General features: G+C 70.6%; 21 protein-coding genes. 5 read left to right on the forward strand and 16 right to left on the reverse strand.

Translation table 11 applies throughout. The features are described from left to right. Positions 1 to 753 precede the first annotated feature (753 nt). The 14 genes from HCC78_RS19235 to HCC78_RS19300 all read right to left on the reverse strand — a co-directional run bounded on the left by HCC78_RS19235 (position 754) and on the right by HCC78_RS19300 (position 18,304). A complete protein-coding gene (locus HCC78_RS19235) occupies positions 754 to 1,191 on the reverse strand; it encodes a BLUF domain-containing protein (protein WP_172330411.1) in 438 nt (145 codons plus the stop codon). A 64-nt stretch (positions 1,192 to 1,255) separates the two neighbouring features. Next, the gene (locus HCC78_RS19240) at positions 1,256 to 2,641 is read right to left on the reverse strand and encodes an NAD(P)(+) transhydrogenase (Re/Si-specific) subunit beta (protein WP_172330412.1); all 1,386 of its coding nucleotides are present in this window, start codon (positions 2,639 to 2,641) and stop codon (positions 1,256 to 1,258) included. Between the two features lie 11 nt (positions 2,642 to 2,652). Then, a complete protein-coding gene (locus tag HCC78_RS19245; RefSeq protein ID WP_172330413.1) occupies positions 2,653 to 4,221 on the reverse strand; it encodes a Re/Si-specific NAD(P)(+) transhydrogenase subunit alpha in 1,569 nt (522 codons plus the stop codon). Positions 4,222 to 4,243: 22 nt separating this feature from the next. Next, complete coding sequence (locus HCC78_RS19250) at positions 4,244 to 5,959, reverse strand: dihydroxy-acid dehydratase (RefSeq protein ID WP_172330414.1); 1,716 nt, start codon at positions 5,957 to 5,959, stop codon at positions 4,244 to 4,246. After that, complete coding sequence (locus HCC78_RS19255; RefSeq protein WP_172330415.1) at positions 5,956 to 7,404, reverse strand: NAD-dependent succinate-semialdehyde dehydrogenase; 1,449 nt, start codon at positions 7,402 to 7,404, stop codon at positions 5,956 to 5,958. The genes HCC78_RS19250 and HCC78_RS19255 overlap by 4 nt, the downstream gene beginning before the upstream one ends. Before the next feature lie 22 nt (positions 7,405 to 7,426). After that, the gene (locus HCC78_RS19260; protein ID WP_172330416.1) at positions 7,427 to 9,316 is read right to left on the reverse strand and encodes a thiamine pyrophosphate-binding protein; all 1,890 of its coding nucleotides are present in this window, start codon (positions 9,314 to 9,316) and stop codon (positions 7,427 to 7,429) included. Next, positions 9,316 to 10,815, reverse strand: coding sequence for a tripartite tricarboxylate transporter permease (locus HCC78_RS19265; RefSeq protein ID WP_172330417.1), 1,500 nt, complete (start codon positions 10,813 to 10,815; stop codon positions 9,316 to 9,318). The genes HCC78_RS19260 and HCC78_RS19265 overlap by 1 nt, the downstream gene beginning before the upstream one ends. Positions 10,816 to 10,819: 4 nt before the next feature. Beyond that, a complete protein-coding gene (locus tag HCC78_RS19270; protein WP_172330418.1) occupies positions 10,820 to 11,299 on the reverse strand; it encodes a tripartite tricarboxylate transporter TctB family protein in 480 nt (159 codons plus the stop codon). A gap of 17 nt (positions 11,300 to 11,316) precedes the next feature. Beyond that, the gene (locus tag HCC78_RS19275) at positions 11,317 to 12,285 is read right to left on the reverse strand and encodes a tripartite tricarboxylate transporter substrate binding protein (RefSeq protein WP_216671229.1); all 969 of its coding nucleotides are present in this window, start codon (positions 12,283 to 12,285) and stop codon (positions 11,317 to 11,319) included. Between the two features lie 141 nt (positions 12,286 to 12,426). Next, the gene (locus HCC78_RS19280) at positions 12,427 to 13,443 is read right to left on the reverse strand and encodes a xanthine dehydrogenase family protein molybdopterin-binding subunit (protein ID WP_172330420.1); all 1,017 of its coding nucleotides are present in this window, start codon (positions 13,441 to 13,443) and stop codon (positions 12,427 to 12,429) included. Continuing rightward, entirely contained in the window at positions 13,440 to 15,329 is a 1,890-nt protein-coding gene (locus tag HCC78_RS19285; RefSeq protein ID WP_172330421.1) for a molybdopterin cofactor-binding domain-containing protein, read from the reverse strand. The genes HCC78_RS19280 and HCC78_RS19285 overlap by 4 nt, the downstream gene beginning before the upstream one ends. Further along, on the reverse strand, positions 15,322 to 16,245 hold the full coding sequence (locus HCC78_RS19290; protein WP_172330422.1) for a xanthine dehydrogenase family protein subunit M: 924 nt from the start codon (positions 16,243 to 16,245) through the stop codon (positions 15,322 to 15,324). Before HCC78_RS19290 ends, HCC78_RS19285 begins: the two co-directional genes overlap by 8 nt. A 16-nt stretch (positions 16,246 to 16,261) precedes the next feature. Next, complete coding sequence (locus HCC78_RS19295) at positions 16,262 to 17,425, reverse strand: zinc-binding dehydrogenase (protein WP_172330423.1); 1,164 nt, start codon at positions 17,423 to 17,425, stop codon at positions 16,262 to 16,264. Between the two features lie 21 nt (positions 17,426 to 17,446). Further along, positions 17,447 to 18,304, reverse strand: a complete 858-nt coding sequence (locus tag HCC78_RS19300; protein ID WP_172330424.1) for an IclR family transcriptional regulator — start codon at positions 18,302 to 18,304, stop codon at positions 17,447 to 17,449. Between the two features lie 425 nt (positions 18,305 to 18,729). Here HCC78_RS19300 and HCC78_RS19305 point away from each other — a divergent pair, with 425 nt between their 5' ends. The 4 genes from HCC78_RS19305 to HCC78_RS19320 all read left to right on the forward strand — a co-directional run bounded on the left by HCC78_RS19305 (position 18,730) and on the right by HCC78_RS19320 (position 21,958). Further along, positions 18,730 to 20,037 carry a CitMHS family transporter gene (locus HCC78_RS19305; RefSeq protein WP_172330425.1) on the forward strand — a complete coding sequence of 436 codons (1,308 nt, stop codon included), beginning with the start codon at positions 18,730 to 18,732 and terminating at the stop codon, positions 20,035 to 20,037. Between the two features lie 13 nt (positions 20,038 to 20,050). Next, the gene (locus tag HCC78_RS19310) at positions 20,051 to 21,385 is read left to right on the forward strand and encodes an acyclic terpene utilization AtuA family protein (protein WP_172330426.1); all 1,335 of its coding nucleotides are present in this window, start codon (positions 20,051 to 20,053) and stop codon (positions 21,383 to 21,385) included. Next, on the forward strand, positions 21,382 to 21,708 hold the full coding sequence (locus HCC78_RS19315) for a hypothetical protein (RefSeq protein WP_172330427.1): 327 nt from the start codon (positions 21,382 to 21,384) through the stop codon (positions 21,706 to 21,708). The genes HCC78_RS19310 and HCC78_RS19315 overlap by 4 nt, the downstream gene beginning before the upstream one ends. Positions 21,709 to 21,793: 85 nt before the next feature. Then, positions 21,794 to 21,958 carry a hypothetical protein gene (locus HCC78_RS19320; RefSeq protein ID WP_172330428.1) on the forward strand — a complete coding sequence of 55 codons (165 nt, stop codon included), beginning with the start codon at positions 21,794 to 21,796 and terminating at the stop codon, positions 21,956 to 21,958. Here the strand turns inward: HCC78_RS19320 and HCC78_RS19325 are convergent. Together HCC78_RS19325 and HCC78_RS19330 are read right to left on the reverse strand one after the other, a co-directional pair. Further along, entirely contained in the window at positions 21,924 to 22,820 is an 897-nt protein-coding gene (locus HCC78_RS19325) for a LysR family transcriptional regulator (protein ID WP_172330429.1), read from the reverse strand. The two genes, HCC78_RS19320 and HCC78_RS19325, sit on opposite strands and share 35 nt — an antisense overlap. 125 nt (positions 22,821 to 22,945) lie before the next feature. Then, positions 22,946 to 24,004: a GSU2403 family nucleotidyltransferase fold protein gene (locus HCC78_RS19330; RefSeq protein ID WP_172330430.1), complete on the reverse strand. Its 1,059-nt coding sequence runs from the start codon at positions 24,002 to 24,004 to the stop codon at positions 22,946 to 22,948. A 307-nt stretch (positions 24,005 to 24,311) separates the two neighbouring features. On the opposite strand from HCC78_RS19330, the gene HCC78_RS19335 reads away from it, so the two are divergent. Next, positions 24,312 to 25,376 (forward strand): YeeE/YedE family protein, encoded by a 1,065-nt coding sequence (locus tag HCC78_RS19335; RefSeq protein ID WP_172330431.1) that lies wholly within the window; start codon positions 24,312 to 24,314, stop codon positions 25,374 to 25,376. Positions 25,377 to 25,381 lie beyond the last annotated feature (5 nt).

The raw sequence follows: 25,381 nt of genomic DNA on the forward strand, positions 1-25,381 counted from the left end.
GGGCGTTCGCTTCACCGGGAACAGGCCCCTTGTGCCGCGGCAGGGCCGGTCCGCGATGCTGGCCGGCCGAGAATCTCACGTGGATGGCGGACCGGACCCCGGAGGTCTGGCCGGGAAGGGCACGATGGTCCGGCGCTGTGAATGCCGTTGACATGGCCTTCGCCGGGACGGCGCCTCCTGCACGGCGGCGGCGTTCCATCGCCGCGGACGCATTCCCGGGGACGGCAGCGTGACGTCGGCATGCGCCGATCCAAGGGCCGTGGTCTCCGGCATGTCCGCAGAGAAGCGGGGAGTCGGCCGAAGCGGCCGCGTTGCCGCCGACGTCAGGAATGCCCTGCTCCCGCCGGATAGGCTGCGATTCTCTCTGTCTCGCGGAATCGCGGCAGCGGCGGCCGGCACATCAGGTGTCGCGGCCGGAACGCAGCAGGGAAGCGCGCGAAGCCCGAAAGGACCGGGCCGGCAGTCTATCCTGAGGACCAGACGGACGACGGGAACTTCCGCAGCCCCGGACCTGGAATCACCGCCATCTCCGCAGGCTCGCAACGGCGGGAGGGACGGCGATGGCGTCGCGGGCGGTCCCGGCGGCCAACTTCCCGCAACGCCGCATGGATCAGCGCGCCGGATGGCTCCCCTTTCCGGTCGCCCAGGCTGCAGATGGCGGGCCGCAGTCCCGGACTCGGCCCGCCCTTTCGGCACGGCACGGCCGCGCGGGGCCGCGCCCAGCCTCCGAGCGGCCCGGCAACCCTGCGCGGCTCAGGCCGGTTCGTAGAAGCTGCGCAGCAGCTCCAGAGCGCCGGGCAGGCCGTCGCGGCGGGCGCGCTGCCAGAACGCGTCCGAGCCCAGATCCTCGAACCCGGCGAAGGCGGCGAGGTCCGCCGCGTCGACGTTGCGGAAGCCCATGCTCCAGCCGCCGAACATCCGCCCGGAAACGGTGCTTTCCGAGAGGACCAGCAGCGAATGGTGGCGGCGGTCGGCCCGGATGCGCGCCCAGGTCGCTTCGACGGTTTCCTCCGCGCCTTCGAGGATCTGCAGGAAATGCCCGCGCTGCCCGCCGCTGTCCTCGCGGTAGATCAGCAGCCCGGTCACGCCGCCTGCGGCATTGGCGCTGCGGCTGTGGCCGAGAAGCCCGGCGAGCGCAGCCCCATCGAAGGGACGGCGCGCCTGGCTGACATAGATGAGCTGGTGGATCATGTCGTCTCCCTGGTGGCAGCGGGGCGCGGGCGGCCGGTTCCGCCCGCGCCGGGGGCACGGCGGCTCAGGCCACCTTGCCGAGCAGCTGGTCGAGCGAGGACTTGGCGTCGCCGTAGAACATCCGCGTGTTCTCCTTGTAGAAGAGCGGGTTCTCGATCCCCGAATAGCCGGTGCCCTGGCCGCGCTTGGAGACGAAGACCTGCTTGGCCTTCCAGACTTCTAGCACGGGCATGCCGGCGATCGGGCTGCCCGGATCCTCCTGCGCCGCGGGGTTCACGATGTCGTTCGAGCCGATGACGATCACCACGTCGGTTTCAGGGAAGTCCTCGTTGATCTCCTCCATCTCCAGCACGATGTCGTAGGGCACGCGCGCCTCGGCGAGAAGCACGTTCATGTGCCCGGGCAGCCGTCCCGCGACCGGGTGGATGGCGAAGCGCACGTCCTTTCCCGCCGCGCGCAGCTTCTGGGTCAGGGCGCTGACCGCCTGCTGGGCCTGGGCGACCGCCATGCCGTAGCCCGGCACGATCACCACGCTGTCGGCCTCTTCCAGCGCCGCGGCCACGCCGTCGGCATCGATGGCGATCTGCTCGCCCTCGATCGCGGCAGCGGCGGATGCGGCGGTGCCGAAGCCGCCGAGGATCACCGAGAGGAAATGCCGGTTCATCGCCTTGCACATGATGTAGCTGAGGATCGCGCCCGAGGCGCCCACCAGCGCGCCGGTGACGATCAGCAGGTCGTTGCCCAGCAGGAACCCGGTGGCCGCCGCCGCCCAGCCGGAATAGCTGTTGAGCATCGAGACCACCACCGGCATGTCAGCCCCGCCGATCGCCAGCACCAGATGCGCGCCGACCGCGAAGGCGATGAGGGCCATCAGCCACAGCGCCCATTGCACCTCCGCCCCGCCATGGCCGCCGAGGAAGACCGCCATCAGCCCGAGCGAGGCCAGGACCATAGCGCCGTTCAGCAGGTGCCGCCCCGGCAGGACCAGCGCCTTGCCGTCGAGCTTGCCCGCGAGCTTGCCCCAGGCGACCAGCGATCCGGTGAAGGTCACCGCGCCGATGAAGACGCCGAGGAAGATCTCCACCTCGTGGATCACCGCCTCGGCCCGCGGCAGCCCCTCGGGCGGGACCAGCGCCGAGTTGATGCCGATGAAGACCGCGGCGAGGCCGACGAAGCTGTGCAGCATCGCGACGAGCTGCGGCATGCCGGTCATCTCCACACGCTTGGCGACCAGCGCGCCGATCGCGGCGCCGGCCGCGAGCACCAGGGCCAGCATCGGGCCCAGCGGCACCGCGGGCCCCGCGATGGTGGCGCCGACCGCCAGCGCCATGCCGATGATCCCGAACCAGACCGCGGTCTTGGCGCTTTCCTGGTTCTTCAGCCCGCCGAGCGACAGGATGAAGAGAACGGTGGCCGCGATATAGGCAGCCGTCTGAAGTTCCGCGTTCATGTCCTTCCTCCTCAGGACCTGCGGAACATGGCGAGCATCCTGCGCGTCACCATGAAGCCGCCGACGATGTTGATGATGGCGATCAGGACCGCCACCAGCGCCAGGAGCTGCGCCAGCGGCAGCTCGAAGCGGATCTGCAGGAGCGCGCCGAGGATGATGATCCCCGAGATCGCGTTGGTGACCGCCATCAGCGGCGTGTGCAGCGCATGCGCCACGCCCCAGATCACCTGGAAGCCGATGAAGACGGCCAGCACGAAGACGATGAAATGCTGCATGAAGGCGGTGGGCGCATAGAGCCCGATCACCGCCATCGCCGCCGCGCCGAGGCCCAGGAGGACCCATTGCCTCCGTCCCGCGGCGCGCTGTGCGGCTGCGGCCGCGGCGGCGATCTCCTCGGGGCTCTTCTCCGGCGCGCGCGGGCGCGATGCGGCGATGGCCTGCACCTTCAGCGGCGGCGGCGGGAAGGTCGTGGCGCCGCGGTGGGTCACCGTCGCGCCGCGGATCACGTCATCCTCCATGTCATGCACCGCCTGCCCGTCCTTGCCGGGCGTCAGGTCGGCCAGCAGGTGGCGGATATTGGTGGCGTAGAGCTCGGAACTCTGCGCCGCCATCCGCGACGGCAGGTCGGTATAGCCCAGGATGGTGACGCCGTTCTCCGTCTCGATCCGCTCGTTCGGGACGGTCAGGCTGCAGTTGCCGCCGCGCTCGGCGGCAAGGTCCACCACGACCGAGCCGGGCTTCATCGCCGCAACCATGTCCGCGGTCCAGAGTTCCGGCGCCGGACGGCCGGGGATCAGCGCGGTGGTGATCACGATGTCGATGCCGGGGGCAAGCTCGCGGAACTTCTTCAGCTGCGCCTCGCGGAATTCGGGCGAGGACGGGGCCGCATAGCCGCCGGTGGCCGCGCCGTCGGTCTGTTCCTCCTCGAAATCGAGATAGACGAATTCGGCGCCCATGCTCTCGATCTGCTCGGCGACTTCCGGACGGACGTCGAAGGCCAGCGTCACCGCGCCCAGCGAGGTCGCGGCCCCTATGGCGGCCAGCCCCGCGACGCCCGCGCCGACGATCAGCACCTTCGCGGGCGGCACCTTGCCCGCTGCGGTGACCTGCCCTGTGAAGAACCGGCCGAAGCAGTTCCCGGCCTCGATCACCGCGCGGTAGCCCGCGATGTTCGCCATCGAGCTGAGCGCGTCCATCTTCTGCGCGCGGCTGATGCGGGGCACCATGTCCATCGCGACCGTGGTCACGCCCTTCGCCCGCATCCGTTCCAGCTGCTCGCCGTTCTGGGCGGGATAGAAGAAGCTGGCCACCGTCTGGCCCTCGCGCAGATGCGCCTCCTCCAGCTCGGTCAGCGGCCGGACCTTGGCGACGATCTCCGCCTCGCGCCAGAGGCTGGCGGCATCGGGCACCACGCGCACCCCGGCGGCGCGGTAGTCGTCATCGGCGAAGCGGGCCGGCAGCCCGGCGCCGCTCTCGACGATCACCTCGTAGCCCAGCTTCCGGATGTCCCCGGCGGATTTCGGGGTCAAGGCGACCCGGGCCTCGCCGGGCGAGACCTCTCTCGGCACTCCGAATATCATCGGGTGTCTCCCTGTTCTTGCGTTACGTGTCTTCGTTCACCGGCTGCAGGAAGCCGAAGTCGCAGCCCTCGTCGGCCTGGGTGACCTGCTCGGCATAGAGCCGGTCGTAGCCGCGCCGTTCCGCGGCGGGCACGTTCGTGGTGACCCAGGCGGCACGGCGGCATTCGAGTTCGGCGGCGTCGACCAGCAGCTCGATCCGGCGGTCCTTCACCGAGATGCGGATGCGGTCGCCGTCGCGGACCAGCGCCAGCGGACCGCCGACCGAGGCTTCGGGCGAGACATGCAGCACGATCGTGCCGAAGGCCGTCCCGGACATGCGCGCATCCGAGATCCGCACCATGTCCTTGACCCCGGTCTCGGCGATCTTGCGCGGGATCGGCAGGTAGCCGGCCTCGGGCATGCCCGAAGCGCTGCGCGGCCCGGCATTCTGCAGCACCATGAAATCGTCCGCTGTGATGTCCAGATCCGGGTCGTCGACGCGGGCGGCCAGATCCTCGAGCGAGGTGAAGACCACCGCCCTGCCCTCCTTCTCGAACAGCTTCGGATCGGCCGCCGAGCGCTTCAGGATCGCACCGCGCGGCGCGAGATTGCCGAAGAGCGCGACCAGCCCGCCCTCGGGCTCCAGCGGTTCCGCTGCCTTGGCGATCACCCGGTGGTCGACCCAGCCGGCATCCTGCTCCAGCCGGTCGCCCAGCGTGCCGCCGGTGACGTCGAGCGTGTCGAGATGCAGGAGCGGCTTCAGTTCCCTCAGCACCGCGCCGACGCCGCCGGCAAAGAAGAAATCCTCCATGTAGTTGGTGCCGACGGGCTTGAGGTTCACCAGCACCGGCGTGGTGTCCGACAGCGCGTTGAGCTTTTCCAGCGACACCGGGATGCCCAGCCGTCTCGCGACCGCGGTCAGGTGGATGATCGCATTGGTCGAACCGCCGAGCGCCAGAAGCACGCGCATCGCGTTCTCCACCGATTTCGCGGTGATGACCTGGCTCGGCCTGATCGGCGTGCGGACCATCCGCGCCGCCGCGCGCCCCGACTCCTCGCCCGCCCGCAGCCGGTCGGCATGGACCGCCGGGATCGCCGCGGTGCCGGGCAGCGACATGCCCAGCGTCTCGGCAATGCAGGCCATGGTGGAGGCCGTGCCCATCACCGCGCAGGTCCCTGCCGTGGTCGCCAGCCGCCCCTCGATGTCGTTGATCTGCTCTGTCGTGACCTCCTTGGCGCGGTATTTCGACCAGAAGCGGCGGCAGTCGGTGCAGGCGCCCAGCCGTTCGGTCTGGTAGCGCGAGGTCATCATCGGCCCCGCCACCAGCTGCACCGCGGGCAGGTCGGCCGAGGCCGCGCCCATCAGCTGCGCGGGCACGGTCTTGTCGCAGCCGCCCATCAGCACCACCGCGTCCATCGGCTGGGCGCGGACCATCTCCTCGGTGTCCATCGACATCAGGTTGCGGAATTTCAGCGAGGTCGGCGACAGGAAGACCTCGCCCAGAGAGATCGTCGGGAACTCGATGGGCAGCCCGCCCTCCATCAGCACGCCGCGCTTCACCGCCTCCACCAGCTCGGGGAAATGCCGGTGGCAGTTGTTGAAGCCGGAAAAGCTGTTGGCGATGCCGACGATCGGCCGCTTCAGCATCTCGCGCGAATACCCCATCGAGGCGGCGAAGGAATTGCGCAGGTAGACCGAGAAGTCCCGGTCGCCGTAATTGGTCAGCCCGCGGGCCAGCCCCTGGTCGGTATCGCTCATGCCGGCGCCCCCAGCCGCATCTTGACGTATTTCGCGTCGAGATAGTCATGGATGCCGAGGCTGCCGCCCTCGCGGCCCATGCCGCTTTCCTTGATGCCACCGAAAGGCGCCTCGGCGGTGGCCAGCAGCATCTCGTTGACGCCGACCATGCCGCATTCCAGATCCTCGGCGGCGCGCGTGGCGGTGCCGAGGTCGTTGGAAAAGACATAGCCCGCCAGCCCGAAGGGCAGCGCATTGGCCCGCGCCATCACCTCGTCATAGCTTCGGAAGGTGGTGATCGGCGCAATCGGGCCGAAGGGTTCCTCGGTCATCACCAGCGCCTCGTCGGGCACCCGGCCCAGCACCGTGGGTTCGACGAAGAATCCCTTGTTCGACCCGGCCGGCGCCTTGCCGCCCGCCAGCAGTTCCGCGCCGCGCGACAGCGCGTCGCCGGTCATCCGCTGGATGGTCTCCAGCCCGCGGCGGTTGGCCATCGGGCCGACCTGCACGCCGTCCTCCAGCCCGCGGCCGATCTTCAGCGACTTCGCGATGTCGGCGAAACGGCCGGAGAACCGGTCATAGCTGTCCTCGTGGACATAGAAGCGCGTCGGCGAGATGCAGACCTGGCCGCAGTTCCGGAACTTGGTCGGCGCGCAGATTTCCGCCGCTTCGACCGGGTCGAAATCGGGGAAGACGACCACGGGGCCGTGGCCGCCGAGTTCCATCGACACCTTCTTCACCCCTTCCGCGGCAAGGCGCAGGATCTGCTTGCCGACCGGCACGGAGCCGGTGACCGAGACCTTGCGCACGATGGGCGAGGCGATCAGTTGCGCGGCGATCGCCGAGGAGGCGCCGGTGACCATGTTGACCACGCCCGGCGGGATGCCCGCATCGTGGCAGGCCTGGACCAGGGCGGCGCAGGAGGCCGGGGTTTCTCCGGCCGGCTTGACGATGATCGAGCAGCCCGCCGCCAGCGCCGCGGCAATCTTGCGCGCGGGCAGCAGCGCCGGGAAGTTCCAGGCCGAGAAGGCCGCGACGACCCCAACCGGCTGGTAGATCACCGCCATGCGGCTGTCGGGCGTACGGCTGCCGATGATCTGGCCGTAGATCCGCTTGGCCTCCTCGGACTGCCATTCGAACTGGTCGGCGGCGCCCATCGTCTCGCCCCTGGCCTCGGCCAGCGGCTTGCCGGTCTCCAGCGACATCAGCGCGGCAATCGCATCGGCGCGCTCGCGCAGCAGGTCGGCCACCTTGCGGATCATCGCCGCGCGCTCCCAGGTGCCGGTCGACTTCCAGAGGCGGAACCCCGCCTCCGCCGCGGCCAGCGCATCGGCCACGTCCGCCTCGCTGGCCACCGCAACCAGCCCCAGCGCATCCTCGGTCGCCGGATCGGTCACCGGCTTGGTCGCGCGGTCGGAGGCCGGGCGCCAGCCGCCGCCGATGTAGAGATTGAGATCGTGATACATGTCGTCCTCGCCCCAGTTGCCTTCAGATCGCGGCGGCGACGTATTTCGCCTGCACGTCGTCCACCCAGTTGCCCACGTTCCAGTTGCCGTAGGCGCCCATCCCGGCCAGCGGGTCGCGCCCGGCATAGACGGGAATGTGCAGCAGGCTCAGCCCGTCATGGGCGAAGCCCTCCTCCAGCGCGGCCGCGAGGCTGTCGCGCGTCGTGCCCGCCCAGATCGCCCGCACGCCCGAGACCGCGCCGGCCAGCGCGACATAGTCCACGGCGACGCTGTCATTGGTCTTGAACTCACGGCCGTACTGGGCCAGCTGCAGGTCGGTGATCGCCGCCATGCGGCGGTTGTCGAACAGCGCGACCATGCCGCGGATGCGGTGCTCCACCGCGTCGATCAGGATCTGCGGGTTCATCATGAAGGAGCCGTCGCCGGTGAAGGCCACGCCGTAGGGCGCGTCGCGCATCCCCGCGAGCCCGAGCAGCGCCGAGGCGGCGAAGCCCATGTAGGAGGCGCCGGTTTCCGTGATGGTCTCGCCCGGCGCGTCGTCCTCGACAATCTGGAAGCCGTTGGCCTGCACGTCGCCCGCATCGAAGAACTTCACCGCGCCATGGGCCCTGGCGGCGCTCGCCACCATGTGGATCGCGGCGGGCTGCGGCAGAACCGGCGCGCCCCAGACCTCGTCGGCGATCGGCGCCGCCTCCAGCCGCGCGGCCTTGAACTGGGTCCAGTCCTGCTTCTTCGCAGTGCAGGCCGCCCGCCAGTAGGCCCGCTTTTCCTTGCCGGTGTCGTCGCCGAGCGCGCCAAGCAGGAGATCGGTCACGGCGGTGATGTCGCCGGGCAGCGCGACGGTGTTGGCGTAATGCTGCAGGTCGCCGAGATCGCCGTTGATGTTGAGCACCGCCTCGGCCTGCGGATAGCCGATGCCCGAGCAGTCCGCCTGGCAGACCCCGCGCGAACCGATGAAGATCACCGCCTCGGCACCCTGCATGGCGTGGTTGCCGCTGATCGAGCCCTTGGAGCCGCCGACATGCATGTTCAGCTCGTGCGCATCCGGCAGGACGCCGGTCGAGCCGGGCGACAGGACGACGGGAATGCCCGCGGCCTCGGCCAGCCGCCGCACCGCCGCCGCATGGCCGCGCGTGCCGCCCCCGGCCTTGATCACCGCGCGCCGCGCACCGCGCAGCAGCGCCACCGCCGCGTCCAGCTCCGGCCCCGCCGCGGGACGCACCGGCGGCGTGGTTTGCCGCGCGGGCAGGGTCGCGACATTGACCGTGACCTCCTGCGGCTGGGTGTTGATCGGCGCGAGAATGTAGAACGGCCCGGCCTTGTAGGGATGGTGCACGCAAGCGGTGCCGCGGCGCATGCATTCGCGCAGCGCCTCGGGCGTGTGCAGCGTGTAGCTCTGCCCCATCAGCGCGCCCATCCGGCCGAACAGCCCCTGCTCGGGCTTCGGCACCTGCTGCATGTTGTAGCCTTCGCCGCGCGTGGTCTCGTCGCCGTAGATGTGGTAGACGCCGACGCCGTTGGAGGCCGCGGCGAGCGAGCCGGCCATCGCCTGCAGCCCGCCCGGCCCGATCGAGGTCACCACCGCGGGCGTCTCGCCGGTCATCCAGGCATGGGCGGTGGCGGCATGGGCCATCTCCACCTCGTTGCGGCAGTTGACGACGCCGATCGCGCCCTCCTCGTGGTAGATCCGCATGATCTCGCCCAGATCGGTGGAGCCGTGGCCGAAGATCGCGAAATACTGCCGGACCCCCTGCTTCAGCAGCGCCGCCAGCAGCGCCTCGGACAGGGTCATGGTCGCGAGCGGGCCGCCGAAGGCCGCCTCGAAGGGACCGCCGGCCAGGCGCGCGGCGCGCGCGCGGATCCGCTCCTGCGCGGCAGCGGCCGGATCGGGGAGGCTGTTCTTGTCGAGCATCAGGCGTTGACCTTCTGTTGGGAGGCGCGCAGGCGGATCTCGCCGACCGCCTGGAGGACGATCACGAGAGCTGCGAGCCCGAGGAAAAGCAGGGCGATGGGCGAGTGCAGGAAGATGTCGGCGCTGCCGCCCGAGAGCATGAGCGCGGTGCGGAACTCGTTCTCGATGGTCGGGCCCAGCACCATGCCGAGGATGATCGGCGTGATCGGCACCCGCAGCGCCACCAGCACGTAGGCCGCCACCCCGATGATGCCCATCGCGTAGATGTCGAAGACCGAGTTGCGCACCGACCAGGCGCCGATCAGGCACAGCACCAGCACGCCGGCCGCCAGCAGTTCGCGCGGGATCTTCAGCACGTGGACGAAGAGCCGGATGCCCGCCAGCTGCAGCGCCAGCACCCAGAGATAGGCGATGACCACCGCGACATACATGCCGTAGACCTCGGTGGCGTGGTTCATGAACAGCGCCGGTCCCGGCGAGATACCGTGGATCATCAGCCCGGCCAGCACGATGGCGGTGGCTGGATCTCCGGGAATGCCGAGCGACAGCAGCGGGATCAGCGTGCCGCCGGTCACCGCGTTGTTGGCCGCCTCGGGGGCGATCACCCCGTCGAGATTGCCCTGCCCGAAGCTCGCCTTGTCGGCGGAGGTGCGGCGGGCATGGTCATAGGCCAGGAAGGAGGCGATGGCGCCGCCGGTGCCGGGGATCGCGCCGATCCCGGTGCCGAGCGCCGAGCAGCGGACCATCAGCCAGGCCTTCGACAGCAGCAGCCGCAGCCCGGGCAGGTCGGCGCGGATCCGCGCCATCCGTCCGGCGCCCTGCCCGCCGCCGTCCCCGGCGCTGGCCTCGATGATGAAGGGCACCGCGAAGAGGCCGATCATCGCCACCAGCAGGCTGACCCCGGACATCAGCCCGATGGAGCCGAAGGTCATGCGCGGCACGCCCTCGATCTGGTCCATGCCGACGGTCATCACCATCAGCCCGACGACGCCCGAGATCAGCCCCTTGAGGATCGAGCCGCCGCAGAGCCCGCAGATGGTGGAGAGGCCGAACACGACCAGCGCGAAGATCTCGGCCGGGCCGAAGCCGATCGCCAGCCGCGAGACCAGGTTGACCGAGACGATCATCACGGCGAGCGAGAAGATCCCGCCGAAGACCGAGGCGACCACCGCCGCGCCGAGCGCGATCGAGGCCTGGCCGCGTTTCGCCATCGGGTGGCCGTCCATCACGGTGGCCGCTGCGGACGGGGTGCCGGGAATGCCCAGCAGGATGGCCGATACCGACCCGCCGGTCATGCCGCCGATATAGGTGCCCAGGAGCAGCCCGGTGGCGGGCACGCTGTCCATCGCGAAGGTGACGGGCAGCGCCAGGGCCAGCGCGACGGTGAAGGTCAGGCCGGGAATGGAGCCGAAGACGAGGCCGATGAAGGTGCCGAAGCCGACCGCGCCGATCGCCCAGGGATCGAGCGCCAGGAGCGCGGCGTTGAGGAACATGTCCATGGCGCTACCCCAGATCGACCCAGGTGCCGCCGGGCAGGTAGATCCCCAGCAGCTTGCCGAAGACCAGCCAGCAGCCCGCGGTCAGCCCGGCCGCCATGGCCGCCAGCGTCAGCGGCCCGCGGATCTTCAGGTTCGCGCCCAGCACCGCCAGCACCAGCAACGGCGTCGCCAGCACGAAGCCGATCTTCTCCAGGAGCGCGCCGTAGACGGCGATCTCCAGCAGGAGCAGCAGCGCGGGTCCCCAGAGGATGCTGGCGGAGCCCTCCTTCGCCGCCGCCCCGCCGGTGTCGCGGCCCAGCGTGTTGGCGATGAAGAGCGCCGAGAGCCCCATCAGGATGACCCCGAAGGCGAGCGGGAAGGCCCGCGGGCCGATGTCGCCGCCGCCGAAGCCGGGGGAAAGCGTGGCCCAGGCCAGCGCGCTCCATCCCGCCCCGGCCGCGAGCAGCACGAGCCCCAGCACCAGATCCTTGCGCAGGTCGGTCATTTCACCATCCCCCGCGCTCACTGGCCCAGGCCGAGCTTCTTGAGCAGGCCCGCATAGAAGGCGTCGTCGCGCGCGATCAGCGCCGCGAAGTCCTGCGGACCGGCATAGGCCGGCTGGAAACCCATCGTCGCGGCGGCCTTGCGGAAGGCCTCGCTGTTGGTCGCGGCCTCGGCCGCGGCGGCGAGCTTCTCGACCACCTCGGGCGGGGTGTCCTTCGGAGCGGCCAGGCCGCGCCACATGGTGATGTCGATGTCGACGCCCTGCTCCTGCGCGGTCGGCACGCCGGGCAGGAAATCGATCCGCTCGGAGCCGGTCACCGCCAGGACCGACAGGTCGCCGGTATCGACATAGGACTTGAACTGTCCCGGCCACTGGATGGCGGCGTCGATCCGCCCGGCCAGCAGCTCAACCGGCGCCTTGCCGTCGCCATAGGCGATGAAGGTCACCTGGTCGCCGATGCCCATCGCATCGAACAGCGCCGCCGAGACCAGATGGGTGAAGCTGCCCTTGCCGGAGATCCCGACCTTGAGGTGGTCGTCCGAGGCCGAGACCTCGCGCGCCATGTCCTGGAGGCTGGTCCAGCCCCGCGCCGCGTTGACCGCCAGCGCCGGGGTTTCCTCCGACACCCGGGCGATCGGAACGAAATCCTCGTAGCTGTAGGGCACGTGGCCGACATGGGCCGTGGTGTTGACCGAGTTCGAGTTCCAGACGATCGAATAGCCGTCGGGCGCGGTCGCCATCACGTGGGAATAGCCCACCGCGCCGCCGCCGCCGGTGCGGCTGACCGGCACCACCGGCTCGCCCAGCTCGCCCGCCATCGTCTCGGACAGGACCTGGGCGATGGTGCTGGCCGTGCCGCCGAACAGCACCGTCATCTCCACCGGTTTCTCGGGAAATTCCGCGCGTGCCTGCGGCACGCCGAGCGACAGGACCGAGGCAGCGGCCAGCACCGCGAAGCCGCCGCCCAATGCGAGTCTCATCTTCATCTCATCCTCCCTTGATTTTCTGCGTTCCTGCGGCCCGCGGCCGGTCTCTCCGGACCGCCGCGGGCCGCCCTGCATCGCGCGGCCTGCCCCTCCCAAGGCCGGCCCGCGCATGTGCCATGGCGCCTCCGCCCGCGCCGCCTCTCAGGGCTGCTGCACGCGGAGCGCCGCCAGGATCTTCTCGGGCGTGGCCGGCAGCGTCGTGATGCGCACGCCGATCGCGTCGTAGATCGCGTTGATGATGGCCGGCGCGGTCGGCACCAGCGCCGGCTCGCCGATCCCCTTGGCCCTCAGCGGGCTGGTCGGGTCCTCGTCCTCGACGATCACACAGGTGATCTGCGGCACGTCGAGCGCGGTCGGCAGGATGTACTTGGCGAAGCCGTGGGTGGCGGCATGGCCGTCGACGGTGACGTACTCCTCCATCAGCGCCTGGCCGAGCCCCTGGACGACGCCGCCCTCGATCTGGCCCTCGACGCCGCGGGGATTGATCGCCCGGCCGACGTCATGCGCGGCCCAGAGCCCCAGCACCTGCACCTCGCCGGTCCAGGTGTCGACCTCGACCTCCGCCACCTGGGTGCCGAAGACATAGGTCTGCCAGGGGCTGCCCTTGCCGTCCGCCGGGTCGAGCCCGGTACCGTTGGCGGTGAAGCTGGCCGAGCCGACCGGCACGGTCCCGCGCGCCTTGCAGATCGCCACCGCATCGGCGACGGACATGCGCAGGTTCGACCCCTCCGCCCAGATCTCGCCGTCGAAGGCGCGCAGCTCGCCGGCGGCGACCTCCCAGTATTCGGCGATCTTCTCGAACAGGACCTCGCGCGCCTGGCGCGAGGCCAGCGCCACGGCATTGCCGATCATGTAGGTCTGCCGCGTCGCTCCGGCATGGGCCGCCTCGGGCGAGCGCGCGGTGTCGTTGTCGCCGATGGTGACATCCTCGGGCCGGGTGCCGGTCTCCTCGGCGGCGACCTGGGCCAGAACCGTCAGGATGCCCTCGCCGATCTCGGTGACGCCGGTGACGATCTTCACCGTGCCGCCGTCGTCCAGCTCCGCCCAGGCGCCGGCCCGGTCGATCGTCGCGGTGCGGGCGATGCCGTACCAGCTGGCGGCCATGCCGCGGCCGCGCTTGCGCCGGGTCTCGGCGCGGGTTTCGGTGATCGCGTTCATTCTGCCGCCTCCGTCGCTGCCGCCGTCGCCGGCCCGCCCGCCAGCCTTGCGCCGAGCGTGCAGGGCCTGCGCGTGTCCGGCCCGCCCAGATCGCCGCGCAGCGCGCCGCGCACCGAGGGCACGCCGGTCTCCCAGCGGCTCGCCGCCTCGGCCGCGTCCAGCACCTGATCGAGCGAGGCCCGGTCCAGCCGGTGCTGCGTATGGGTCAGCGATCCCGCGCGGTACATGTTGATCCGCCGGATCTCGAACGGGTCGAGCCCCAGCCGCTCCGCCGCCATGTCCATCATGCTCTCGGTGGCGAATTGCGCCTGCATGCCCCCGAAGGTGCGGAAGGCGCCCGACGGGGTGTTGTTGGTGTAGACCGCGCGGGTGTCGACCTGCAGGTTCTCGATCTCGTAGGGGCCGCAGCTGAGGATCGCCGCCTTGCGCATCACTCCTTCGGAGCTCATCCCGTAGGCGCCCCCGTCCGAGAGCATCTCGAATTTCACCGCGGTGATCCGCCCGTCCGAGGTCAGGCCCATCTTGTAGGCGACCCGGCTCGGATGGCGCTTGGCCGAGGCGACCAGGCTTTCCTCGCGGGTGAAGTTCAGCTGCACCGGCCGCATGGTCTTCATCGCGGCGATGGCCAGCATCCCCTGGTAGATCATGTCCTCCTTGCCGCCGAAGCCGCCGCCCACCGGCGACATCACCATGCGCACCTTGTTGATCGGCAGACCCAGGATCTCGGCCAGCATGTGGCGGTGATGGGTGATGTTCTGGCTGGGGCTGTGCACCGTCACCACGTCGTCATGGTCGACGAAGGCGATCCCGGCCTCGGGCTCCAGATAGGCGTGCTCCACCTGCTGGGTGCCGAACTCGTGCTCCAGGATCACGTCCGCCGCGGCGAAGCCCGCCGCGATGTCGCCCTTCCTCAGCGGGATGTGCTTGACCACGTTGTCGGGCGCATAGTCGTGGATCACCGGCGCGCCGGGCTTCAGCGCATCCTCCGGGTCGTAGAGGCCGGGCAGCAGCTCGTATTCCACCTTGATCGCGGCAACGGCGCGGCGCGCGGTCACCAGATCTTCGGCCGCGACGGCGGCGACCGCCTCGCCGACATGGCGGACCTTGCCGCGCGCCATGACCGGCTGGTCGTGGACGAAGACGCCGAAGCCGTCCTTGCCCGGCACGTCATCGGCGGTGATCACGCATTCGACGCCCGGCATCGCCTCGGCCTCCGCGGTGTCGATCCGCACGATGCGCGCATGCGGATGCGGGCTGCGCAGCACCTGCATCTGCAGCATGTCCACCAGCTTCATGTCGGCGGCATAGCGCAGCCGTCCGGTGACCTTGGCGGGCGCATCGATCCGGCGGACATTGTGGCCGATATAGCTCTCTCCCAGCGTTTCGTCGGCATCCAGGACCGACGCGTCCGCCCGGCCCGCGATCACGTCGCGGGCAATCTCCACGGCCTCGAGGATCTTGGTGTAGCCGGTGCAGCGGCAGATGTTGCCGCCCATGCGCTCCTTGATCTCGTCCAGATCCGCCTCGGGGTTCTGGCGCAGGCAGGCGGTGGCCGCCATCACCATGCCGGGGATGCAGTAGCCGCACTGGCTGGCCCCGGTCTTGTGGAAGGCCTTCTGCACCGGGGTCAGCGGGCCGCGGCCCGCCAGCCCCTCGACCGTCTCGATCACCGCGCCCTCGGCGCGGCCAGCGGGCATCAGGCAGGATTTCACCAGCTTTCCGTCGACGAAGACGCTGCAGGTTCCGCATTCGCCGGCGCCGCAGCCTTCCTTGGTGCCGGTGAGGTTCAGGTCGTCGCGCAACAGGTCGAGCAGGCGCGCGTGCGCGGCGACCCTGCGGGCCACGGGCCGTCCGTTGACGGTGCAGCTGAGGTCCATATCAGGCATTGGCCATGGTCTCCTTGGATTGGTCATGCGCGGCGGCCCGGTTCGGCCGGTTGGCCAGCGCCTCCTCCAGCGCGGCGCGCACGAAATTCACCACCACCTCGCGGCGGTAGTCGAGGCGCGAGCGCGAGGCGACGCGGTCGGCCGCGCCATGGGCGGCGCGCAGGATCGCCTCCGGCTCCACCCGCTCGCCGCGCAGCATCCGCTCGGCCTCGCGCAGGCGCATCGGCCCCGGCCCGACGCCGCCGAGCGCCAGGCGGACATCCTCGAAGGTCCGGCCCTCGGGATCGGTGCGGACGAGCGCCGCGCAGCAGGCCACCGAGATCACCAGCGACCGCCGCTGGCCGACCTTCTGGAAGGCGCCGCCATAGCCGCAGCAGGTGTCGAGCGTCACCTGCGTGGCGATCTCGCCCTTCCGGATGGCGGTGCGGCCCGGCCCGTGGATGAACTCCTCGATCTCCACCGTGCGGCGGCGGATTTCGCCGTCTTCGAGCCGCGCCAGCTCGATCGCGCCGTTCAGCGCCACCACCGCGGGCGTGCCGTCCGCGACCGGCGAGGCGTTGACGAGGTTGCCCGCCAGCGTCGCCACCTCGCGGATCTGGTCGTCGGCGAACCAGATCGCGACATGCGGCATGCAGGGCAGGTTCTGGCGCAGCACCGGGTCGGTCAGGAAATCCTGGTAGACGGTGCCCGCCGCAAGGTGCAGCCGCCCCTTGCCGAAGCCGTATCCCCGCAGCTCGCCGATGCCCGACAGGTCGATCATCGCCGGCAGGTGGACGTCCCCGGCCCGGCCGTCGCGGGCCCAAGGATAGATGTCGGTCGCCCCGGAGACGAGCCGGCTGCCCTCCGGCGCATCGGCCCAGAGGGCAAGCGCTTCGGCCAGGGTCCGGGGGCGGTGATATGCGTCGCAGGTCAGCATGGCTCGTCTCCTCCGCTCACTCTGCGGCCAGCTGCCGGGCGGCAGCGTGCTTGTTCTTCACCACCACCTTGATCGCGTCCTCGACCCGGTCCTTGGCATAGCGCAGCGCCTCGGCGAGGTCCTCCATGTCGAAGGTATGGGTGTGGATCAGCGAGGCGTCGAAACGCTTCTGGCGCATGAAGGCCTCGGCGCGGTGGGTCGCGGTCTTGCCTTCGCCGCGGATGCCGTAGAGGTAGATGTTGTTGCGCACCAGGAAGGCGACATCGACCTCGGGCGCGCTGCCCGGGAAGGCGGCGAGGCAGATCTTGCCGCCGCGGTTGAGCATCTGCGCCGCCTCGTTCACCGCCTGCGGCGCGCCCGAGCATTCGACCACGTAGTCGACTCCCTTGCCGCCGTTGAGCTCCTTGACCTTCTCGACGACATTCTCGTTGCGCACGTTGATCACGTGGTCGGCGCCGAGCTTCCGGCCGATTTCCAGCCGGTTGTCGCGGGTGCCGGTCAGGATTACCGGCTGCGCGCCGAGCGCCTTGGCCACCGCCGCGCCGAGAAGCCCGATCGGGCCCGGCCCAGAAACCACGACGCTTTCGCCCGCGACCAGCCCGCCGAGCTCGGTCAGCCCGTACATCGCCGTGCCGGCCGTGACGACCAGCGTGGCCTCCTCGTCGGTCATGGTATCGGCGACATGGACCAGCGTGTTGATGTTGTTCACCGCGTATTCGGCGAAGCCGCCGTCGGTGGTGAAGCCGTTGGCGCGGTGGCCCTTGTCGACATCGCCGTAGTTCTTGCCGTAGTTGTGGCAGGAGGTGTACATCCCCTGGCGGCAGCGCTTGCACTGGCCGCAGCCGGCATGGATCTCCACCGTCACCCGCTCGCCGATCTCGTATTCGTCGACGCCCGGCCCGAGCGCCACGACCGTGCCCATGTATTCATGGCCGGGGGTGAAGTTCTTGTTGAACGGGTCGCCGCCCTGGATCTGCGCGGGCGGGCCGTGATGGATGATCTCCAGGTCGGTGGCGCAGATCGCGACCGCATCTATGCGGACCAGGACCTCGGCCCTGCCCGGCGCCGGGACAGGCTTGTCTGTCAGCGTGAGTTCTCCGGGATCCCCCAGCACCCAGGCCTTCATGGTCTCCGGGACCGGGAAGTCCTCGTGGGTGGTCACGTTCTCTGGCAGTGACATGCAGCATCTCCTCCGTTGCTGTCAGGCCCGCGACCGCTGTGCGGCCTCGAGCAGTCTCGATAGGTCGTTGCCCGCCGTGATCATCTGGGTGACCAGGTGGCGGCGGTAGGCGTCGGTATCCTCGGCCTTGGCATAGGAGACCGAGATCGCGCCGATCACGGCCCCCGCGCCATTCCTCAGCGAGGCGCCGATGCAGACGGTGCCCTCGCGGAATTCCTCGTCGTCGAAGGCGTACTTGCGGCGCCGGGTCAGGCGCAGCTCCTCCACCAGGCCGCTGAGGCTGGTGATGGTCTTCGGCGTGTAGGCGGTCAGCCCGTTGGCCGAGATCACCCGGACCAGCTCGGTATCGGGGATCCAGGCGAGGATCGCCTTGCCGGTGGCGGTGGCATGGGCGGCGGCCATCTTCTCGACCTCGTCGGTCTCGGCGATGCGGCCGTTCGGGTCGGGAATGCTCAGCTTTGTCAGCAGCGCGCTTTCCGACATCACCGCCATCTGGACCGCATGCTCCAGCCGCCGCCCGAGATGGCGCAGCGGATCGCGCAGGATCACCGCCGGGTCGCGCCGGGACTCGGCCATCTCCGACAGGTCGCGGATGCGCTCGCCCATGACATAGGCGCGGTTGCGGCCGTACTGGCCGACATAGCCCCGCGCCACCAGCGTCGCCAGCAGGTGGTGGCAGGTCGAGGCCTTCAGCCCGCTGGCGGCGGACAGCTCCGACAGGCCGATGCCGTCCGGGTGCTGGGCGACCAGTTCGAGCAGGCCGAGCGCCCGCTCGACAGACTGGATCCTCCGGGCTGCGCCCTCCTTCGGGGACAGATCCTCCCCGGTCCCGCCCGACGCCAGGTCGTGCGGGTAACGGTCATCCGCTACCAATTTCATGATGTAGGCTCCTCTTGGGGAAAGCTTCTCAGGACGGCCGGCGGGTATCAAGAAAAATTGGCGATATCGCACGGGAGTCGACATCGTGAAATTCGGAGGGAAAAAGTCCTTATCTTTCAATTCCGCAACTGCAAAAGGAATTTTAGCTGCATCGCAGCATGAGCGGCCGTGCGAGGCGCGAATGCCGGGCGCCCGCCCGGGGTGCCGGACCCCGTGCCGCCGCCAGGCCGGGACGGGACGCGGCGCAGGGCCCGGCCGCTTATCAGATTTCCGGATTTCTGACTTCCAAATAATCGATTTCACCATTGGAAAGCCCCGCAGCATGGTCGCGGCGACAGCGGGAGGCGGCGAGGAGGATCGCCCCGCCCGCAAGCGAGCAAGGCGCAGGACCAGACGGCCCGCCGACATCCGAGGGAGGACACCACATGCTTGCACTCGCAGGCCTGCTGACGATCGTGATCGTTCTGGCAGGCATCATTTCCAAGAAGCTCTCGCCGATGGCGGCGCTGGTGGTCGTGCCGATCCTCGGCGCGCTGCTCGCGGGGTTCGGCATGGCCGAGGCCGGCAAGTTCGCCGTCGACGGCATCAAGACCATCGCGCCGGTGGTCGGCATGTTCGTCTTCGCCATCCTGTTCTTCGGCATCCTGACCGATGCCGGCACGCTCGACCCGATCGTCCGCGGCATCCTGCGCGTGGTCGGCGAGCGGCCCGCGCGGATCGTGCTGGGCACCGCCGTGCTGGGCGTCATCGCGCATCTCGACGGCTCCGGCGCCTCGACCTTCCTGGTCACCGTGCCCGCGATGCTGCCGCTCTACGACCGGCTGGGCATCGACCGCCGCGTTCTGGCCTGCACCGTCGCGATGGCCGCGGGCACCGCGAACATGCTGCCCTGGGGCGGCCCGACGCTGCGCGCGGCCAGCTCGCTGCAGCTCGACATCGGCACGCTCTACATGCCGATGGTGCCGGTGCAGCTGGCCGGGCTCGCCGCCGTCGCCGCCTTCGCCTGGTATCTCGGCAAGCGCGAGGAGCGCCGCCTGGCCGCCGGGATCCCGTCTGCCTTCGCCGGGGACGGCACTGCGGCCAGGGCCGGAAACGGCCCGCGCGAGACCGCCCGCCCGCGCGCCTTCTGGATCAACATCGCGCTGATCGTCGCCGTCCTGGGCGCCATGATCGGCGACCTGGCCGCGCCGGTGCTGTGCTTCATGCTGGGCACGATCGCCGCGCTGGTCGTCAACTATCCCGACGTGGCCGAGCAGCGGAAGCGGATCGACAGCCATGCCACCGCCGCGCTGATGATGGCCTCGGTGCTGCTGGCGGCGGGCGTGTTCATCGGCATCATGAAGGGCACCGGCATGCTCGGCGCGATGGCCGAATTCGCCGCCGCCCACGTGCCCGAGGCCCATGCCGACCGGATGCCGGTGATCCTCGCCGTGTTCTCCATGCCGCTGAGCCTGCTCTTCGATCCCGACAGCTTCTACTTCGGCATCCTGCCGGTCTTGTCGGAGGCCGGGAACGTGCTGGGCGTGGCCCCTGCCGACATGGGCCGCGCGGCGATGATCGGACAGATGACCACCGGGTTCCCGGTCAGCCCGCTGACCCCCGCCACGTTCCTGCTGATCGGGCTGTGCGGGATCGAGCTGGGCGAGCACCAGAAGTTCACCTTCGGCTGGCTCTGGGCAATTTCCATCGTGATGACCGTCGCAGCGGTGCTGACCGGCGCGATCGCGATCTGACAGGAGTGACATGATGACCACGCTGCGCATTGGCTCGGGGGCGGGCTATTCGGGGGACCGGATCGAGCCGGCCGTCGAGCTGGCCGAGAAGGGCGGAATTTCCTACCTGGTCTTCGAATGCCTTGCCGAGCGCACCATCGCCATCGCCCAGCAGGCGCGGCTGGCCGATCCGGAAGCGGGCTTCGACCCGCTGCTGGTGGACCGGATGCGGGCGGTCCTGCCCGCCTGCCGGAAGAACGGCATCCGCATCGTCTCCAACATGGGCGCCGCCAATCCAGAGGCTGCGGCGCGTGCCGTGCTGGGGGTGGCCGAGGAGCTGGGTCTCGGCGGGCTGCGCGTCGCCGCCGTCTCCGGCGACGAGATCCGCGCCGCGCTGGTCGCGGGCGGACATCCCCTGTCCGAGACCGGGCGTCCCGCGGCGGAGCTGGGCGAGGCGCTGGTCTCGGCCAATGCCTATCTCGGCGCGGGCCCCATCGTCGAGGCGCTGGAGGCCGGAGCCGATGTCGTCCTGACCGGCCGCGTCGCCGATCCCTCGCTGTTCCTGGCGCCGATGATCCACGAATTCGGCTGGGCGATGGACGACTGGGAGCGGCTCGGCCGCGGCACCATCCTCGGCCACCTGCTGGAATGCGCGGGCCAGGTGACGGGCGGCTATTTCGCCGATCCAGGGATCAAGGACGTGCCGGGACTGGCGCGGCTGGGCTTCCCTATCGCCGAGATCGACCCGGACGGCAACGGCACGATCACCAAGGTCGACGGCTCGGGCGGCACGGTCACCACGGCGACGGTGAAGGAGCAGTTGCTCTACGAGGTGCACGATCCCGCCGCCTACCTGACGCCGGACGTGACCGCCGATTTCACCGGGCTCCGCGTCACCCGGGAAGGCCCCGACCGGGTGCGGATCGAGGGCGGGACCGGCCGAGAGCGGCCCGCGACGCTGAAGGCCTCGGTCGGCTATGCGGCCGGCTGGCGCGGCGAGGGGCAGATCTCCTATGCCGGGCCGAATGCCCGCGCCCGCGCCGAACTGGCCCGCGAGATCGTCCGCGAGCGCTTCGCGCTGATCGGGCTCGAGGCCGAGGAGCTGCGCTTCGACCTGATGGGGATCGACTCCATCCTGGCGGGCATGTCCCCGCCAGGCGAGCCCGCCGAGGTGCGGCTGCGCGTGGCCGGGCGCTGCGCCAGCGCCGCAGAGGCGAAGCGCATCGGCAACGAGGTCGAGGCGCTCTATACCAACGGCCCCGCCTCGGGCGGCGGCGCGACGAAATCCACGGGCCGGATCATCGCGATGCTTTCGGCCCTCGTTCCCCGCGCGGCAGCCAGCCCGCGCATGACCATGGTGACGCGATGACCCAGCTGCGAGAGATTGCCCATTCCCGGACCGGCGACAAGGGCGACCATTCCAACATCTCGGTCATTGCCCATGACCCGGCGGACTACCCGTTCCTGCAGGAGCACCTGACCGCCGAGCTGGTGGCGGCGCATTTCGCGCCGGTGCTGCACGGCGGGGTGGAGCGCTACGAGGTCGAGGCGCTCGGCGCGCTGAACTTCGTGCTGCGCCACGCGCTCGGCGGCGGGGTGACGCTGTCGCTGGCGCTCGACGCCCACGGCAAGTGCCTGGCCTCGGCGATGCTGGCGATCACGCTTCCCGATCGCGCGCCAGCCGGTCCCTGAGCAGCCCGGCCGCAACCGGCAGCTCGCGGCCGCGCCGGGTGAGGATCTGGCGGCGGCGCATTTCGCGCCGGTGCTGCGCGGCGGGGTGGAGCGCTACGAGATCGAGTCGCTCGGCGCGCTGAACTCCGTGCTGCGCCACGCGCGCGGCGGCGGGGTGACTCTGCCGCTGGCGCTCGACGCCCACGGCAAGTGCCTGGCCTCGACGATGCTGGCGATCACGCTTCCCGATCGCGCGCCAGCCAGTCCCTGAGCAGCCCGGCCGCGACCGGCAGTTCGCGGCCGCGCCGGGTGAGGATCTGCAGCTGGCGCGGCAGGCCCTCCGCCCCGACCGGCCGGCAGAGCAGGCCCTCGGCATTGCCGGCCTCGCGCGCCGAAAGAGGCAGGATCGCGACGCCCAGCCCGGCCCGCACCGCCGCCAGCGCGGTGGACATGTAGGCCGCCTCCATCGCAATCTCGATCTCTGCCCCGGCTTCGGCCAGAACCCGTTCCAGCAGCGCCCGGACCGAGCTGCTGCGGCCGGTGACCACCTGCGGAAAGGCGGCGCAGCGGACCAGTTCGGGCGCCGCCTCCGCCTCCAGCGGATGGCCTTCGGGGAAGAAGACGCGCAGCTCGTCGGTCAGGAAGTCCTCGCCGGCGATGGCGTGGTCGGCGCTGGTGCGCGGTCCGATGCCGAAATCGACCGCATCCGCCTTGACCAAGGCGAGGATCTCCTCGGCAACCACATCGGCGACGGCGACCTCGATGCCGGGATGGGCGGCGCGGAACGCCCCGATGGAGCGCGGCAGCATCGAGGCGGCGACCGAGGGCAGCACGGCGATCCGCACCTTGCCCCGCCGCCCCGTTCCCAGCTCCTCGCTGGCCGCGACGATGGCCTCCAGCGTCTCGGCGATCCGCGCCATCTTCGGCAGCAGGTCGCGTCCCTCCGCGGTCAGCGCCACCTCGCGCTTGGTGCGGTGGAACAGCCGCAGCCCGAGATTGCGCTCCAGCTGGCCGATCTGCGCGGTGACGGCCGGCTGGGACATGTTGAGCTCTTCGGCGGCGGCCAGGAACTTCAGGTGGCGCGCCACGGCCAGGAAGGCCAGCACCTGCTTCGTGGTGGGCGGATAGCGCATGCCGGTTCGGACCTCCTGCCGGCCGCCCGGGCGGCGGCTGGCGGCCCGGTGCGGCTGCCTTGGCGATAAGGGCTCCGCGCCATGCGATCAATGCCCGTCCCGGCCCCCGTCCGGCCCGCCTGCCGTCAGGCGATGCCCGCCAGGATCTCCGCCGTTTCCGGCAGCCGCGCCAGGCTCGCCCCGATGCGCTCGCGCCAGCGCGGGCCGCGAGACAGCGCCTCCTCATGCGCCATGGCCAGGTCGTCCGGCCGGTCCTCGGCCAGCGCCGCGATGAGGAAGGCCGCCTGCCCCAGATCCTTGCGCGACTTCGCCTGGTCCGGCCCGCCGCGCCGCCGGTCCGCGACGATCAGCTTGTGGATCGCGAAGCGCTCGGGCCGCGGGATCTGCACCAGGACGCCCGAGCGGTAGAGCGCGAGCGCGTGGATCGGCCCGGCGATCAGGTAGTTGAGATAGTGCAGCGCCTGGGCGCTGACCCCGAGCGCGGGCAGCGGCCTGACCGTCTCCTCGCCGAAGGCCGGCGTGAGGAACTCGACCATCGCCTCGCCGCTGCTCTGCCGCCAGCGCCAGACCTGGCGGTCATGCACCCCGGGCACGGCGTCGAATTTCAGCGCCCGCAGGATCTCGTCCGGCCCCTGCTCCACCCGGTCCTCCAGCGCGATCGACAGCCGCTCGAAGCTGGCGAAGTCGATGTCGCCGGTCTGGGCCAGCTCGTCGGCGCCGAAACGGATGCCCAGCTCGCCCTGGTAGAGGCCGTAGGCCGCCGTGCCGATCAGCGTGCCGCCCAGCCGGAACACGCCCGCGCGGGCGAAGGCCAGCAGCATCGAGCCGGTTTCCCTGTCAGTTGCGATCAGCCCCTCGGCCCGCAGGATCCGTGCCAGCCGAGCCATGCTCCGGCGGCGCTCCTCCGCCTGCGCGCGCAGCCCCTCCGCCGCGGAGAGCCGCTGCCGCAGCTCCGGCGTGTCCTCGCCCAGGTAGCGGCTCTTCATCTCGGTGCCGATGCGGAACTTGTCGTAGAGATAGGTGCGGCCGTTGCGGTGCCGTGCCTCGAGGCTGCCGACATGGCCAGAGGCCGCCTCGTCGAGATGCAGCCGCAGCAGGTCCTGGTAGGCCACCTGCGCCGCGCGGGAATGCGACAGGATCGGCGCGGGCCGCGGCCCGGCTCTGTGTGCATCATGTTTTTCCATGCTGCACACTGGCACGATGTGCAGCAAGAAGGCAAGCGCTGCACACAAGCCGTCCTCCCCTCCGGGGACACGGCCCGGCAAGCTCCGCCGCAGCCGTAGCGGTCCGGGACCAGGGGCGGGGCCGCCCTGCCTCCGGCCAGCCGCCCTGCGGCCTCTCGGGGACAGCGTGCCGGCCCGATCCGGCCGCCATCGGGACAAGGGCGCAGGCGGCAGCCGGGTCGGGCCTTGCCGCGCCGAGGATTGCGGCAAGCCAGTCCCCTTGACATGCATCAAAGCGAATGTCTTCAGGCCCGGGCAGCCTGCGCCGATGGACAGTTCCGATCTTCTCGACCTGCTCGGCGACAGCCGGGCCGCCGCGCTCCTGGGGCTTCTCACCGGGCTCGTCTTCGGCATCGCCGCGCAGCGCTCGGCCTTCTGCCTGCGCGCCGCCACGGTGGAATTCGCCCGCGGCAGGCTCGGCCCGCGGGTGACGGTGTGGCTGCTGTGCTTCTCCACCGCGCTGGCCTGGGTGCAGCTCGCCTCCCTTGCCGGGCTCTTCCGCGGCGCGGATGCGCGGATCATGTCGGTGCCGGGCTCGCTTTCCGGCGCGGTCATCGGCGGCACGCTCTTCGGCATCGGCATGGTGATGGCGCGCGGCTGCTCGGGGCGGCTGCTGGTGCTGGCTGCGACCGGAAACCTGCGCTCGCTCGTCTCCGGCCTCGTCTTCGCGGTCGTGGCGCAGATGTCGCTGCATGGCCGGCTGGCGCCGCTGCGCAACTGGCTGGCAGCGCAATGGACGACCGGGGCGCGCAACATCGACGCGCTTGCCTGGGCCGGGCTGCCGCACTGGGCCGGACTTGCGCTCGGCCTAGGGACGGCGGGCGTCGCGCTGGCCCTTGCGCGGCGCAACCGGGTCGGGCTGCGCGTGCTGGTCTTCGGGTCCGGCGTGGGCTTCGCCGTGGCGCTTGGCTGGGTAGCCACCTGGCAGCTGTCGCAGCGCGCCTTCGACCCGGTCAGCGTAACCTCGCTGACCTTTTCCGGGCCCTCGGCCGGCACGCTGATGTTCTTCCTCGATCGCCAGGGCGTTCCCAGCTTCGACATCGGGCTGGTGCCGGGCGTCTTCCTCGGCGCCTTCGCCGCGGCGGCGCTCGCCGGCGAACTGGAATTCCAGGGCTTCGCGGGCGAGAGCCAGATGCGCCGCTCGATGGCCGGCGCGGCACTGATGGGCTTCGGCGCGATGCTGGCCGGCGGCTGCGCGATCGGCAACGGCGTGACCGGCGCCTCGGTCTTCGCGCTGACTTCGCTGGTGGCGCTCTGCGCGATGTGGGCCGGGGCGGTGGCGACCGACCTGCTGCTCGACCACGGCGCGGAACCGGCGGCCGGCGTCGCCTGAGCCCG

Source organism: Mangrovicoccus sp. HB161399 (assembly GCF_013184745.1).
Classification (GTDB): domain Bacteria; phylum Pseudomonadota; class Alphaproteobacteria; order Rhodobacterales; family Rhodobacteraceae; genus Mangrovicoccus.

What these genes read in the sequence shown, in the direction of transcription:
- HCC78_RS19235 (WP_172330411.1), bottom strand. Translation starts at nt 1,191, where the DNA reads ATGATCCACCAGCTCATCTATGTCAGCCAGGCGCGCCGTCCCTTCGAT.
- HCC78_RS19240 (WP_172330412.1), bottom strand. Translation starts at nt 2,641, where the DNA reads ATGAACGCGGAACTTCAGACGGCTGCCTATATCGCGGCCACCGTTCTC.
- HCC78_RS19245 (WP_172330413.1), bottom strand. Translation starts at nt 4,221, where the DNA reads ATGATATTCGGAGTGCCGAGAGAGGTCTCGCCCGGCGAGGCCCGGGTC.
- HCC78_RS19250 (WP_172330414.1), bottom strand. Translation starts at nt 5,959, where the DNA reads ATGAGCGATACCGACCAGGGGCTGGCCCGCGGGCTGACCAATTACGGC.
- HCC78_RS19255 (WP_172330415.1), bottom strand. Translation starts at nt 7,404, where the DNA reads ATGTATCACGATCTCAATCTCTACATCGGCGGCGGCTGGCGCCCGGCC.
- HCC78_RS19260 (WP_172330416.1), bottom strand. Translation starts at nt 9,316, where the DNA reads ATGCTCGACAAGAACAGCCTCCCCGATCCGGCCGCTGCCGCGCAGGAG.
- HCC78_RS19265 (WP_172330417.1), bottom strand. Translation starts at nt 10,815, where the DNA reads ATGGACATGTTCCTCAACGCCGCGCTCCTGGCGCTCGATCCCTGGGCG.
- HCC78_RS19270 (WP_172330418.1), bottom strand. Translation starts at nt 11,299, where the DNA reads ATGACCGACCTGCGCAAGGATCTGGTGCTGGGGCTCGTGCTGCTCGCG.
- HCC78_RS19275 (WP_216671229.1), bottom strand. Translation starts at nt 12,285, where the DNA reads ATGAAGATGAGACTCGCATTGGGCGGCGGCTTCGCGGTGCTGGCCGCT.
- HCC78_RS19280 (WP_172330420.1), bottom strand. Translation starts at nt 13,443, where the DNA reads ATGAACGCGATCACCGAAACCCGCGCCGAGACCCGGCGCAAGCGCGGC.
- HCC78_RS19285 (WP_172330421.1), bottom strand. Translation starts at nt 15,329, where the DNA reads ATGCCTGATATGGACCTCAGCTGCACCGTCAACGGACGGCCCGTGGCC.
- HCC78_RS19290 (WP_172330422.1), bottom strand. Translation starts at nt 16,245, where the DNA reads ATGCTGACCTGCGACGCATATCACCGCCCCCGGACCCTGGCCGAAGCG.
- HCC78_RS19295 (WP_172330423.1), bottom strand. Translation starts at nt 17,425, where the DNA reads ATGTCACTGCCAGAGAACGTGACCACCCACGAGGACTTCCCGGTCCCG.
- HCC78_RS19300 (WP_172330424.1), bottom strand. Translation starts at nt 18,304, where the DNA reads ATGAAATTGGTAGCGGATGACCGTTACCCGCACGACCTGGCGTCGGGC.
- HCC78_RS19305 (WP_172330425.1), top strand. Translation starts at nt 18,730, where the DNA reads ATGCTTGCACTCGCAGGCCTGCTGACGATCGTGATCGTTCTGGCAGGC.
- HCC78_RS19310 (WP_172330426.1), top strand. Translation starts at nt 20,051, where the DNA reads ATGACCACGCTGCGCATTGGCTCGGGGGCGGGCTATTCGGGGGACCGG.
- HCC78_RS19315 (WP_172330427.1), top strand. Translation starts at nt 21,382, where the DNA reads ATGACCCAGCTGCGAGAGATTGCCCATTCCCGGACCGGCGACAAGGGC.
- HCC78_RS19325 (WP_172330429.1), bottom strand. Translation starts at nt 22,820, where the DNA reads ATGCGCTATCCGCCCACCACGAAGCAGGTGCTGGCCTTCCTGGCCGTG.
- HCC78_RS19330 (WP_172330430.1), bottom strand. Translation starts at nt 24,004, where the DNA reads ATGGAAAAACATGATGCACACAGAGCCGGGCCGCGGCCCGCGCCGATC.
- HCC78_RS19335 (WP_172330431.1), top strand. Translation starts at nt 24,312, where the DNA reads ATGGACAGTTCCGATCTTCTCGACCTGCTCGGCGACAGCCGGGCCGCC.